At 59.7% G+C, this 12,607-nt stretch carries 14 protein-coding genes; 8 read left to right on the forward strand and 6 right to left on the reverse strand.

The window, feature by feature from the left end:
• Window positions 1-33: 33 nt before the first annotated feature.
• The 3 genes from M2368_RS01435 (at window position 34) to M2368_RS01445 (ending at window position 3,043) form a co-directional block, all read left to right on the forward strand.
• On the forward strand, window positions 34-570 hold the full coding sequence (locus tag M2368_RS01435) for a GNAT family N-acetyltransferase (protein ID WP_498723941.1): 537 nt from the start codon (window positions 34-36) through the stop codon (window positions 568-570).
• Between the two features lie 147 nt (window positions 571-717).
• Window positions 718-2,625, forward strand: a complete 1,908-nt coding sequence (typA, locus tag M2368_RS01440; RefSeq protein WP_105657542.1) for a translational GTPase TypA — start codon at window positions 718-720, stop codon at window positions 2,623-2,625.
• A complete protein-coding gene (locus M2368_RS01445; RefSeq protein ID WP_105657541.1) occupies window positions 2,606-3,043 on the forward strand; it encodes a hypothetical protein in 438 nt (145 codons plus the stop codon). Before typA ends, M2368_RS01445 begins: the two co-directional genes overlap by 20 nt.
• Window positions 3,044-3,106: 63 nt before the next feature.
• Here M2368_RS01445 and M2368_RS01450 read toward each other — a convergent pair whose 3' ends face one another.
• Complete coding sequence (locus tag M2368_RS01450) at window positions 3,107-3,616, reverse strand: helix-turn-helix domain-containing protein (RefSeq protein ID WP_105657540.1); 510 nt, start codon at window positions 3,614-3,616, stop codon at window positions 3,107-3,109.
• A 125-nt stretch (window positions 3,617-3,741) separates the two neighbouring features.
• A complete protein-coding gene (locus M2368_RS01455; protein WP_105661520.1) occupies window positions 3,742-3,984 on the reverse strand; it encodes a putative acetyltransferase in 243 nt (80 codons plus the stop codon).
• 215 nt (window positions 3,985-4,199) lie between these two features.
• On the opposite strand from M2368_RS01455, the gene fdxA reads away from it, so the two are divergent.
• The 4 genes from fdxA (at window position 4,200) to M2368_RS01475 (ending at window position 7,787) form a co-directional block, all read left to right on the forward strand.
• Entirely contained in the window at window positions 4,200-4,523 is a 324-nt protein-coding gene (gene fdxA, locus M2368_RS01460) for a ferredoxin (protein WP_013349521.1), read from the forward strand.
• A 12-nt stretch (window positions 4,524-4,535) separates the two neighbouring features.
• On the forward strand, window positions 4,536-5,651 hold the full coding sequence (gene dapC, locus M2368_RS01465) for a succinyldiaminopimelate transaminase (RefSeq protein ID WP_105661519.1): 1,116 nt from the start codon (window positions 4,536-4,538) through the stop codon (window positions 5,649-5,651).
• A gap of 98 nt (window positions 5,652-5,749) precedes the next feature.
• Window positions 5,750-7,036 (forward strand): citrate synthase, encoded by a 1,287-nt coding sequence (locus tag M2368_RS01470; protein ID WP_105657537.1) that lies wholly within the window; start codon window positions 5,750-5,752, stop codon window positions 7,034-7,036.
• A gap of 202 nt (window positions 7,037-7,238) precedes the next feature.
• Window positions 7,239-7,787 carry a hypothetical protein gene (locus M2368_RS01475; RefSeq protein ID WP_133833694.1) on the forward strand — a complete coding sequence of 183 codons (549 nt, stop codon included), beginning with the start codon at window positions 7,239-7,241 and terminating at the stop codon, window positions 7,785-7,787.
• 62 nt (window positions 7,788-7,849) lie between these two features.
• Here the strand turns inward: M2368_RS01475 and dapD are convergent, their stop codons facing one another.
• Window positions 7,850-8,803 carry a 2,3,4,5-tetrahydropyridine-2,6-dicarboxylate N-succinyltransferase gene (gene dapD, locus M2368_RS01480; protein WP_105657535.1) on the reverse strand — a complete coding sequence of 318 codons (954 nt, stop codon included), beginning with the start codon at window positions 8,801-8,803 and terminating at the stop codon, window positions 7,850-7,852.
• 82 nt (window positions 8,804-8,885) lie between these two features.
• Here dapD and dapE point away from each other — a divergent pair, with 82 nt between their 5' ends.
• Window positions 8,886-9,962 (forward strand): succinyl-diaminopimelate desuccinylase, encoded by a 1,077-nt coding sequence (gene dapE, locus M2368_RS01485; RefSeq protein WP_105661518.1) that lies wholly within the window; start codon window positions 8,886-8,888, stop codon window positions 9,960-9,962.
• Window positions 9,963-10,049: 87 nt separating this feature from the next.
• On the opposite strand, the gene M2368_RS01490 is transcribed toward dapE, so the two are convergent.
• The 3 genes from M2368_RS01490 to M2368_RS01500 all read right to left on the reverse strand — a co-directional run bounded on the left by M2368_RS01490 (window position 10,050) and on the right by M2368_RS01500 (window position 12,605).
• Window positions 10,050-10,961 carry an amino acid ABC transporter permease gene (locus tag M2368_RS01490; RefSeq protein WP_498723942.1) on the reverse strand — a complete coding sequence of 304 codons (912 nt, stop codon included), beginning with the start codon at window positions 10,959-10,961 and terminating at the stop codon, window positions 10,050-10,052.
• Window positions 10,958-11,635: an amino acid ABC transporter permease gene (locus M2368_RS01495; protein WP_105657532.1), complete on the reverse strand. Its 678-nt coding sequence runs from the start codon at window positions 11,633-11,635 to the stop codon at window positions 10,958-10,960. The genes M2368_RS01490 and M2368_RS01495 overlap by 4 nt, the downstream gene beginning before the upstream one ends.
• 139 nt (window positions 11,636-11,774) lie before the next feature.
• Window positions 11,775-12,605, reverse strand: coding sequence for a glutamate ABC transporter substrate-binding protein (locus tag M2368_RS01500; RefSeq protein WP_105657531.1), 831 nt, complete (start codon window positions 12,603-12,605; stop codon window positions 11,775-11,777).
• Between the last annotated feature and the right edge of the window lie 2 nt (window positions 12,606-12,607).

Raw genomic sequence — 12,607 nt, forward strand, 5'->3', positions numbered from 1 at the left:
GTGGAGGCGCTCTGGCATACTGGCGCTATGACGTTGGGAAAGACGCTGGAGATCCGTGAATTGGAAAGCCAGGACGAACAGCAGGCAATCGATGCCCACCACTTGATGCTTCGCGAAGACTTCGAGTTCTTGCCGACTTGGTCTGCAGCCGAGGACTGGGAGGACTATATCTACCGGATGAAGGCCGGGCGCCGAGGCGAGCACATTCCAGAAGGCTGGGTTCGCTCGGCGCTGTTCGCCGCCTTTGACGAGGGGGAACTGGTTGGCCGGGTTTCCGTCAGATATGAAATCAACGAGAGCCTGTTTCAGGTCGGCGGACATATCGGCTATGGTGTAGTTCCCGAGTATCGTCGCCGTGGTGCGGCACAGGAACTGTGCAAATTCGGGTTGCAGGAACTTCGCGAATCAGGAATTGAACATGCGCTGGTTACCTGTGATTCCGATAACATCGGTTCAAAATCCACCATAGAAAAATGCGGCGGCTTGCTTGACGCTGAACTCCCGGAAATTGAAGTCAACTTTGGGCCTAGCAAGCTGCGTTTTTGGATGCCAACGCGGTTAATCCGCTGAATTCTTTGCGACAGATACATGAAATTCCTGTATGTTCTGACACAGATCAACAGACTATGAGTCTCGAGCGCGTAAACTGGATTGTTGGGTCGACTTTGGCCCCGACTCCACAGACCCAAATTTTCGAGCGGAAGTGAGCCTTCACGCATGTCAGCAAACACCATTACTCGCGATGAACTTCGCAATGTAGCCATCGTTGCGCACGTTGACCACGGCAAGACCACCCTCGTCAACGCCATGCTCCAGCAGACTGGCGCATTCGACAGCCATGGTGAAACCGAAGATCGCGTGATGGACTCAGGTGAGCTGGAACGCGAGAAGGGCATCACCATTCTTGCTAAGAACACCACCGTGTTCTACAACGGCCCAGCAGCCGAGGGCAAGAAGATGACCATCAACGTCATTGACACCCCAGGCCACGCCGACTTCGGTGGCGAGGTGGAACGCGGCCTGTCCATGGTTGACGGCGTGGTTCTGCTCGTTGACGCATCCGAGGGCCCGCTCCCGCAGACCCGCTTCGTGCTGCGCAAGGCATTGAGCGCCAACCTGCCAGTGATCATCGTGGTCAACAAGACCGACCGTCCCGACTCCCGCATCGATGGCGTCATCTCCGACTCCATGGACCTGCTGCTGGGCTTGGCTTCGGACTTGGCTGACGAAGCTCCGGATCTGGATCTGGACGCAATCTTGAACGTTCCTGTCGTCTTCGCCTCGGGCAAGGCCGGCTACGCTTCGATGAACCAGCCTGGCGATGGCACCCTGCCGGACAACGAAGATCTTGAGCCACTGTTCGAGACCATCATCAAGCACGTTCCTGCACCGACCTACACCGAAGGTGAAGTCCTGCAGGCCCACGTCACCAACCTTGACGCTTCGCCATTCCTTGGCCGCCTGGCGCTGCTGCGCATGATCAACGGCACCTTGCGCAAGGGCCAGCAGGTTAACTGGGCCCGCCAGGATGGCACCATGAAGCAGGTCAAGATCACCGAACTGCTGGCCACCCAGGGCCTGACCCGCGTTCCAGCTGACGAAGCTGGTCCAGGCGAGATCGTTGCAGTTGCCGGTATCGAAGACATCATGATCGGCGAGACCCTCACCGACCTTGAGAACCCTAAGCCGCTGCCACTGATCACCGTTGATCCACCTGCGATCTCGATGACCATCGGTATCAACACCTCGCCACTGGCTGGCAAGGTCAAGGGCGCCAAGGTCACCGCACGACAGGTCAAGGATCGCCTGGACAAGGAACTGATCGGCAACGTTTCGCTGAACATCCTGCCTACCGAGCGTCCAGATGCTTGGGAAGTCCAGGGCCGTGGCGAATTGGCACTGGCCATCCTCGTTGAGCAGATGCGCCGTGAAGGCTTCGAGCTGACCGTTGGCAAGCCACAGGTTGTTACCAAGATGGTTGACGGCAAGGTTCACGAGCCAATGGAACGCATGACCATCGACGTACCTGAAGAGTACCTGGGTGCTATCACCCAGCTGATGGCATCGCGCAAGGGCCGCATGACCGACATGGCTAACCACGGCACCGGCTGGGTTCGCATGGAATTCATGGTTCCAGCACGTGGCCTGATCGGCTTCCGTACCCGCTTCATGACCGAAACCCGCGGCGCCGGCATTGCTGCTTCGCTGGCTGAAGGCTACGAGCCATGGGCAGGCCCAATCGAATACCGCATCAACGGTTCGATCGTTGCCGACCGTTCAGGCGTTGTGACTCCATTCGCGATGATCAACCTGCAGGAGCGCATGAACTTCTTCGTGAAGCCAACCGAAGAGGTTTACGAGGGCATGATCGTCGGCGAGAACTCCCGCGCCGACGACATGGACGTGAACATCACCAAGGAAAAGAAGCTCACCAACATGCGTGCTGCTTCCTCGGACTCGTTCGAGAACCTGACCCCACCACGTAACTTGACCTTGGAAGAGTCGCTCGAATTCGCTCGCGAAGACGAGTGCGTTGAGGTTACCCCGGAAGCCATCCGCATCCGCAAGGTTCTGCTGAACGCCAACGACCGTGCCAAGGCTACCCGTGCACGCGCTCGCTCCTAATAAGCGCAAATCCCTCGGCAGCAACTTCTCCGCGCTCTGGCGCGGTGTTGTTGCCGCCGTGGCAGCAGGATTATTCGGGACCGCAATCCACGCCTCCATCAGCTATGTCGGAAACGACATCCCGCTGGTTTGGGGTGTGGGTCTGGCCTGGCTCCTGCTCGGGGTTCTGGTGTACTGGGCTGCGGTTTCTTCATCGAAGCTGTGGGCCGGTGCGCTGGGGTTCATCGGTTGCTATGTGACCGTTGGCCTGATTTCCTATGTGGGCGATGACCAGCTGATCTTGGGCATGGAGTACTACAAGTACCTGCCCGGGCCAACGCTGGCCTCGGCCTTGTGGATGTATGGAATGGTTATTCCATCGGTGATTGCCCTGCTGTGCTCCTTGCGAGTGCTGCGCAAGCAACAACGCCAGAACTGAAAACAGAAGGAGCTCTTCCCAACGGGAAGAGCTCCTTCTGTGTTTAATTAGGCGAAAAGCAGGCTACTGGTCTTTGCGCGCATTGCCGGTGATATCCAGGTGGTGGGCCAAGAACAACGAGGTGGCAACGCCATCTGGATCCGGATCTCGCATCGCGTAGTCCTCGATCACAGCGCGCAGCCGGCTCATGAGATCCTTCTGGCTTTCTTCATTGAGCTTCAGGCCCAAGCGGATTACCTGTATCTCCTGGGGATCAAGTCCCTCGATTTCCTGCAGGAAGGTGTCCACCAGCATGGGGGCCGCGTCGGGAATGCGCGTGCCCCAGGACTGCTTGGTGCTGCGGTAGGGCACTTCTTTGGCGCCACGGTTGCCTCGGCGCGATTCTTCTGCCGCGAGGTAACCGTTGCTGACCAGGGTTCGCACGTGATGCAAGGAGGTGGCGGGATTCAAATCGAGAATGTCCGCAATTTCCTTGTTCGTTCGTGACTCATGCAGGCACAAGCGCAAGATGCGAAGCCTCAGCGGGGAGCTGAGGGCTCGTGCTCGCGATTGGACAAGTTTATCGGAGGGCATGGAAACAGCATACGCGAAAAGCGCTGAGTGATTGGCAGTTTCAAATCACATGTCGTCCCAAGCGGTATGGGTGTGCCCGCGGCAGCAACCCATGGAAGCAGGAAAATTGCGCGGCTTGCAGGCTGCTACTCGGCGCGAGGGGCACGGGGCCTGCGGCGCGCCGGAGCCGGCGGTACCCGCTTGGCGTGAGTGATCGCCGCGCGGGGGATGCATACCAGTTCAGCCCGGGTTTGGATGCTCACCGATTCCTCCGTCACTTCCTGCAACTCGCCCAGTGCATCGGAAAAATGCTCACCGGCCCGGCCGTCGGCCAAGCGGTAGCGGACAACAAGCCGTTCACCGGGCGTCACATCACTGAAATTAAGCATTTGGAAACGTCATCTTTTCGTAAGAAGAATTCATCTGGACCCCGGGAAGCTGAAATGTGAATGGTCGATTACGTCACAGCGAGCCAATGGGCGGTCCGATGCATGGGTATCAGGACTAGACTGTAGTTTGAGCTGGTAAAGGATTCAAAGAGCATCTGAGGAAGACCACTAGCTCCTGTTGAAACCACCCAGTGCAAGGAAAGGTCTCGGCCCTCGTGACTTACATCATCGCTCAGCCGTGCGTCGACGTTAAAGACAAGGCGTGCGTCGAAGAGTGCCCGGTAGATTGTATCTATGAAGGTGAGCGCTCGCTCTACATTCACCCGGATGAATGCGTTGACTGCGGCGCCTGCGAACCTGTCTGCCCCGTTGAAGCCATCTACTACGAAGATGACGTGCCGGATGAATGGGCCGACTATTACAAGGCAAACGTCGACTTTTTCGATGAACTTGGATCCCCGGGCGGCGCCGCTAAAATTGGTAACACCGGCACTGACCACCCACTGATCAGCGCCTTGCCACCACAGAACCAAGGCTAGGTTTTCACTTTTATGCTTGAGCTCCCCGATTACCCCTGGAACCAGCTTGCCCCATACCGCGAGCAAGCATCCACGCATCCGGGGGGAGTCGTGGACCTGTCGATCGGCACGCCGATCGATGGCACGCCGCAACTGATCCAGCAGGCGCTGGCCGAGGCGGCGAACTCGCACGGATACCCGACCACGCACGGCACCATTGAAGTTCGCGAGGCCATCGTCGACTGGTTCGCCCGTCGCCGCAATGTCACCGGTTTGAGCACCGATGATGTCATGCCAACGGTCGGTTCCAAGGAAATGGTGGCATGGCTGCCGCTGTTCCTGGGCCTGGGTGCCGGCGACATCGTGGTACGTCCAGAGATCGCCTACCCCACCTATGACATCGGCGCCCAGCTGGTTGGCGCGACCCCCATCGCCACCGACGACCTTTCGGATTTGACTGCTGAGCAGCGTGAACGCGTGAAGCTCATCTGGGTCAACTCGCCAGGCAACCCGACCGGCAAGGTCCGTGCTACCGCCGAGCTGGCAAGCATCGTGGCCCAGGCGCGTGAGATGGGTGCCGTAGTGGCCTCCGATGAGTGCTACGCCGAACTGGGATGGGATGAATACGAGGGCCAGGTGCCAAGCATCCTGGACCCGGCGGTCAACGGAGGAAACCTCGATGACCTGTTCGCCCTGTACTCGCTGTCCAAGCAGTCGAACCTCGCCGGATACCGCGCCGCTTTCGTTGCCGGCGCCCCGAACCTGATGCCAACTCTGGTCAACAGTCGAAAGCATGCGGGCATGATCGTGCCCGGTCCAATCCAGCACGCCATGGTGGTGGCATTGAATGACGACGAGCATGTTGCGGCGCAGCGCGAGCTGTACCGGGCACGCCGGGCCATGCTGCGGCCAGCGCTGGAGAACTTCGGCTTGGCCATCGATGATTCGGTGGCAGGACTGTACCTGTGGTGCACCGCTGGGCGGCCAAGCTTCGAAACCATCGGGGCGCTGGCGGAACTGGGCATCGTTGCCGGTCCTGGCGTCTTCTACGGCACCGCGGGGGAACGCCATGTACGCGTGGCCTTGACCGCCTCCGATGAGCGGATCGCGGCTGCCGTTGAACGGTTGAATTCTTCCGCCAACCGGTGAAGATGACACCCTAATTAGCTTGAATGGGTCAAATCGCGGTATGTTCTACGGTGACGACTGACCTTTCGGAACTACACGCTTTCCGGTTAGGAGATGCAATGACAGATACCACATCTGCACAGCTACACTTTGGAGAATCCAACCTCGAGCTGCCAGTAATTCAGGCAGCAGAGGGCAATGACGGATTTGGCGTAGCCCCACTTTTGAAGACTACCGGGAACGTGACCTACGATCCCGGCTTCATGAACACCGCGGCTACCAAGTCCGCGATTACCTACATCGACGGCGACGCGGGCATCCTGCGCTACCGCGGTTACCCAATCGAGCAGCTGGCCGAGAAGTCCAGCTTCATCGAGGTAACCTACCTGCTGATCTACGGCGAACTGCCGACTGCTGATCAGCTGGCCGAGTTCGACAATTCGCTGCGCCGCCATACCCTGCTGCACGAAGAGCTCAAGGGCTTCTTCGGCGGCTTCCCGCGCGACGCGCACCCGATGCCGGTATTGTCCTCGGCTGTTTCGGCCCTGTCGACCTGGTACCAGGATTCGCTGGATCCGAAGGATGACGCACAGGTTGAGCGTTCGACCCTGCGCCTGCTGGCAAAGCTGCCGGTATTGGCTGCGTACGCGCACAAGAAGTCCATCGGCCAGGCATTGCTGTACCCGGACAACTCGATGAACATGGTCGAGAACTTCCTGCGCCTGTGCTTCGGCACCGCTGCCGAGCCTTACCTTGCGGATCCGGATGTGGTCAAGGCCCTCGACTTGCTGCTGATCCTGCACGCTGACCACGAGCAGAACTGCTCCACCTCCACCGTGCGCCTGGTCGGTTCCTCCGAAGCCAACATGTTCGCTTCGGTTTCTGCAGGTATCCATGCACTGTCCGGCCCAGCCCATGGCGGCGCCAACGAAGCCGTGCTGAAGATGCTGCGCGAGATCCAGTCCTCCGGCATCTCCCCAGAAGACTTCATGCAGAAGGTCAAGAACAAGGAAGACGGCGTACGCCTGATGGGCTTCGGCCACCGTGTGTACAAGAACTACGATCCACGCGCCAAGATCATCAAGAAGACCGCTCACGACCTGCTGGCAAAGCAGGGCAAGAACGAGCTGCTTGAGATCGCGATGAAGCTGGAAGAAACTGCGCTGAATGATGAGTACTTCATCTCGCGCAAGCTCTACCCGAACGTGGACTTCTACACCGGCTTGATCTACACCGCCATGGGCTTCCCGGAAAAGATGTTCACCGTGCTGTTCGCCATCGGCCGTCTGCCAGGCTGGATCGCACAGTGGCGCGAAATGATCAAGGACCCAGAGCTGAAGATCGGCCGCCCACGCCAGCTGTACATGGGTGAAACCGCTCGCGACTATCCCGGCTACCAGGCCTAGGGCGAGTTTCCGGATCCCGGCGGCAGGACCTGTCTTCCCACACAAGTGGGGCGACAGGTCCTTCCCTGTTTTAAGCGGTACTTCGGGAGTATCCTATGAGGCAGAGGGAACGACAAGTGTGCCGAAGAGTCAGGTGGTATGCATGTACCAACGTCGTGGAAATAATTGGTCGCTAGCCATAAATACCAATCAGAATATGCTGATGGCGTTGTACCTGCGCGAACTGTCAGGCGTCCACCCCGCGGAGGCCGGACCCAATAGCCGGCTGGCTTCCAATATCAAGAACCGCAACAAGATCGACGACTCGCATGGACAGCTCAAGCAGGAATGGAGCTCCTGGTGGGATTCGCTGACCGCAATAGCGCCGGCCAAGGAGCCGGCGGCCAGCGATGCACTGATTGAACGGCTTCAAGACGACGGCTACCCGGCCCTGGCCCGGCTGGCCCGCGCGCACTACGGCCAGGCCACGGTTTTTGCCCAGCAGCATGCCCAGGACTTTGCAGAAAACAGTGGCAAGTACGTGCCGCACCGCATGGATGAGCTGGAAAGAATCCTCATCGACCACGGGGTGGAGCACGGCATGCAATCCACCCGCCAGGAAATCCAGCTCATTGACGTGCCCCTGGACGAGCCCAGGGCATGGCTGACCGGCACGGCTACCATCGTTGCCAGTACGTCGCTGCTACGCGACTCCAAGGCCTTCCACGGCTTCATCCAGCCGATGGTGACCATCATCTTCCCCGGCGGATAGCCGAGCAATAAAAAACTGGCAGATCACTTCCGTGATCTGCCAGTTGGATTGCAGGGCAAGAACTAGTTGGCGTGCAGTGCGCTGTTCAGCTCTACGGTCTGGCCGGCGCGCGGCAACGCCTCAACGGCGCCGGTGATCGAATTGCGGCGGAAGAGCAGGTTCGGCACGCCGGAAAGCTCCAGCGCCTTGACCTGCTTCTCGCCCAGAACCACTCGGGTGCCGGCAGTCACGTACAGGCCAGCTTCCACTACCGAGTCGTCACCGATGGAAATGCCTACACCGGCGTTGGCGCCCAGCAGTACGCGTTCGCCAATGACAATGCGCTCCTTGCCGCCACCGGAGAGGGTGCCCATGATCGAGGCGCCGCCACCGACATCCGAACCATCGCCGACAACGACCGAAGCGGACACGCGGCCTTCCACCATCGAAGTGCCCAAGGTGCCGGCGTTGAAATTGACGAATCCTTCATGCATGACGGTGGTGCCTTCGGCCAGGTGTGCGCCGAGGCGCACGCGGCCAGCGTCGGCAATGCGTACGCCGGCTGGGACCACGTAGTCGACCATGCGCGGGAACTTGTCCACGCCGTACACGGTGACCGCTCCACGGGCGCGCAGCTTCAAGCGCGTCACCTCGAAGCCCTCTACCTGGCAAGGCCCGAAGTTGGTCCACACGACATTGGCGAGGTGGCCGAAGATGCCGTCGAGGTTGATGCTGTTCGGCTGGACCAGACGGTGCGAGAGCAGGTGCAGGCGCAGCCACACATCGGCGGTGTCAGCTGGTGCTACATCAAGATTAATGGTCAGTGAAACGACCTTCTGGGTGGTGCCGCGGGCTGCATCGTCCTGCGCGGCGGCAGCGAGTTCACCGGAGAGCCCTTCAGCCTTGGCGAGTTCGCCCAAGACTGGAGCCGGGTACCAAACATCAAGGATCGTTCCATCGGATGCGACCGTTGCCAGGCCATGGGCTGAGGCTAAACGGACAGATGATTCGCTGGATGTCACAGATTCTGAAGTCATACACTGATCGTATCTTTGTTGCCCGGAGTAACGTTGATAAATGACAAAAAAGTGAAGCTAGAGACTCAGGACGTAGCCAGCCGTGAACGAATTGGACCTGCAGCAAGACGTTGCCCTGCTTACCGAGCAGATCATGAACATTGAATCCGTTTCCGGCAACGAGCAAGAGCTGGCCGACAAGGTGCACCAGGCGCTGCGGAAGCAGGCGCACCTTGATGTGCACCGGGACCAGGACGCCATCGTAGCGCGCACCAACTTCGGCCGCGAACGCCGCGTCGTGCTGGCCGGGCACCTCGATACCGTGCCTTTGCCGCGCACCGAGGGCGCCAAGGGCACCGTGCCCGCAGAAGTCATCGACGGGGTGCTCTATGGCCGTGGTGCCACGGACATGAAAGGCGGGGTCGCCGTGCAGCTTGCGCTGGCTGCAGAACTGACCGAGGCCAAATACGATATCACCTACGTCTTCTACGACCACGAGGAAGTAGAAGCAGCCAAATCCGGTCTGGGCCGCCTGGCCAAGAACAGCCCGGAACTCTTGGAGGCCGACTTCGCGATCCTGCTGGAACCGACCGACGGCACCGTCGAAGGCGGCTGCAACGGAACCAGCCGCTTCGTCATCCGCACCCGCGGCAAGGCAGCCCACTCGGGACGTGCATGGATGGGGCATAACGCGATCCACGATGCGGGGGAGATCCTGCAGCGCTTGGCTGCCTACCAGCCCCGGACCATCACCGTTGAGGGCTTGGACTACCGTGAAGGCATGAACGCGGTCCGTGTTGCCGGCGGCATTGCCGGCAACGTGATTCCCGATTACTGCGAGGTGGAAGTGAACTACCGCTTCGCTCCGGACAAGACACTGGCCCAAGCTGAAGCCGTGGTCCTTGAGCTTTTCGACGGCTTCGACATTGAACGCACCGATGGCGCTGATGGCGCCAAACCCGGTTTGGACCAGGAGATCGCCGCAGACCTGATCAAGGTACTGGGCCAGGAACCGAAGCCGAAGTACGGATGGACCGATGTTTCCCGCTTCTCCGCCCTGGGCATCTCTGCCGTGAACTTCGGCCCGGGCGATGCGCTGCTGGCGCACAGCGATGATGAGCATGTGCCGCAGCAGGCCATCCGCGATTGCCTGCAGACCCTGCGTACTTGGTTGGGCTAGCGAGGCTGGGATGATCAGCCTTTGAAGAGACAAAAAATCTCCGTACCGCGCGAATCATGCGGTACGGAGATTTTTTTGTTTCAGCTGCTAGGCCTTGGGATCGGAAGGATCCTGTGGCGCTGGCACGTCGAGGCCGGCTGGGGCGCCGACTATGGCTGCGGCCGGGCCGGCCGGGGCATTCTTCTCCTTCTTCACCCGGCTGCTCAGCCGGCGCGAGACAATCACGGCAATCTTGCTCAAGGTGAAGTTGATGATGATGAAGATGGCTGCCGCCACAATCAGCGCCTGCAGGACGTTGCCGTTAGGCGAGGAGTAGGTGCGGGCGAAGAACAGCAACTCGTTGAAGCTGATGATGTAGCCCAAAGCCGAGTCCTTCAAGATCACAACGAACTGGCCGATCAACGCCGGCAGCATGGCGACCAGCGCCTGCGGAATCTCGATGTGGCGCAGCGACATGCCACGGGTCAGGCCGATCGCTATGCCTGCCTCGCGCTGTCCCTTGGGCAGATTGTGAACGCCGGAACGGACCAGCTCCGCAACGACCGAGCCGTTGTAGAAGATCAGCGCCGCGACCACGGCCCACATCGCCGTATCACCTGACAGCTGCAGGGAACGGGAGAAGAAGACGTTGAAGAACACGATCATCAGCAGCACTGGTACCGCGCGGAAGAATTCGACAATCACGGTGGAGATTCCGTTGATCAGCGTATTCTGCGCCAAGCGGCCGACACCGAAGATCAGGCCGAAGATCACCGAGCCGATGATGCCCAGGACTGCTGCCTTGGTGGTGTTCCACAAGCCCGGAAGCAGGTAGTTCTTCCAGGTGCTGCCTTCGATGAAGTCATCCCATTGCGAAGGCTGCATCTGGTCCTTGGCGGCCAGGCCGAGGACGATCCACGCCACGATGCCCAAGGCAATCAAGGCGCCGACTATGTTTACCGCCAAGATGCGGCGGCGGGCCTTTGGCCCGGGAGTATCAAAAAGAATCGACGCGCTCATCGTGCCACCGCCAGTTTCTTAGAAGCCCAAGTAGTCAACAGGCCCACCGGAATGACGATGATCACGAAGCCCACTGCGAAGGTCAAGAAGATCGGGATCACGATATCTGCGCGGAACTCAATCATGGTCTTCATGACCGAGGAGGATTCCGTGGCAACCGAACCGACCGCTGCGACGGTGGAGTTCTTGATCAAGGCGATCAAGGTGTTGCCCAAGGGGACAATCGCGCCGCGGAAGGCCTGCGGCAGAATCACCAAGCGCGCTGCGGGCAAGAAGCTCAGGCCGATGGCACGAGCAGCTTCTGCCTGTCCCAGGGGAACCGTGTTCACGCCCGAGCGGATCGCTTCGCACACGAACGCCGCGTGGTAAACCGCAAGGCCAAGGACGGCGAGGCGGAAGAAGTTTCCCTGGAAATCGCTGCTGAGCACGAATCCGAGCTGGCCGTAGAGGGCCAGCACGCAGAACAGGATGATGATGGTCAGCGGGGTATTGCGAATCAGGTTAACGTAGCTGGTGCCCAGGGCCTGGAAGCTCCCCACGGGGGAGATGCGCAGCAAGGCCAAGATGGTGCCCAGCACGAGGGCGCCAATGGCAGCCCAGAAAGTTAGTTGGATATTGACCCAGAAAGCTCCGGGAATGTCGTACTCAGTGAATATGGATAAGTAATTCTCCACTGCAAGCCTCTGTCTCGATGGCCGGAAAACCGGCCAAGCGGCTATGGGTCCGGTACCTGCATTAGCTGGTACCTGGGAAACGCAGATTGCAGATGGGGGCCAAACACGCTGCGTTTGGCCCCCATCGCATCAGATGCTGCTAGGCGCAGGAATCCGAAAGGGTTGGCGGGTTGGTTTCAGCGTTCGGCTTGTAACCGGTGCCTTCGGTGTTCTTGTCCAGGGCCTTCTGCCACTCGCCGGACTCGATCATCTTGGTGATTGCCGCATTGATGTCGCCGCACTTGTCGGTGCCATCAGGCAGGCCCACGCCGTAGTTCTCTTCGGTGAATGGCGCGCCGACAACCTTGAACTTGCCCTTGTAGGCAGGCTGCGCAGCCAGGCCGGCAAGGATGATGTCATCGGTGGTAACCGCGTCAATGGTGCCGCCACTCATCTGGGTGGTGCACTCTGCATAGCCCGGAAGTTCCTGCAGGTTGGTGTTCTGGGCGTAGTTGTCCTTGACCTTCTGGGCCGAGGTGGAACCGGTGACCGAGCACAGGTTCTTGCCATCGAGGTCTTCTGGGCCGGCGATATCCGAGTCGGATGGAACCAGCAGGTCCTGGCCGGCGACAAAGTATGGACCAGCGAAGTCGACAACCTTGTTGCGCTCATCGGTGATCGAGTAGGTTGCGAAGATCATGTCAACCTGGTTGTTCTGCAGCATGGTCTCGCGGTTGGCCGACGGTGCCGAAATGAATTCGATCTTGTCCTCGGTGTAGCCCAGTTCGCTGGCTACGTACTTGGCGACGTCAACGTCGAAACCGGTGTAGTTATCGCCGTCCTTGAAGCCGAGTCCCGGCTGGTCGTACTTGATGCCGATGCGGATCTTGTCGCCGTCGGCTTCGCTGTCGCCGGAGCCGCCACATGAAGTCAGGGCCAGGGCTGCGACGGCGGCCATTGCGGCTACAGTGCCGAAACGAGTCTTGCGCATTG

It is taken from the genome of Arthrobacter sp. JUb119, assembly GCF_024807995.1.
In the GTDB taxonomy this organism is placed as follows: Bacteria; Actinomycetota; Actinomycetes; order Actinomycetales; family Micrococcaceae; genus Glutamicibacter.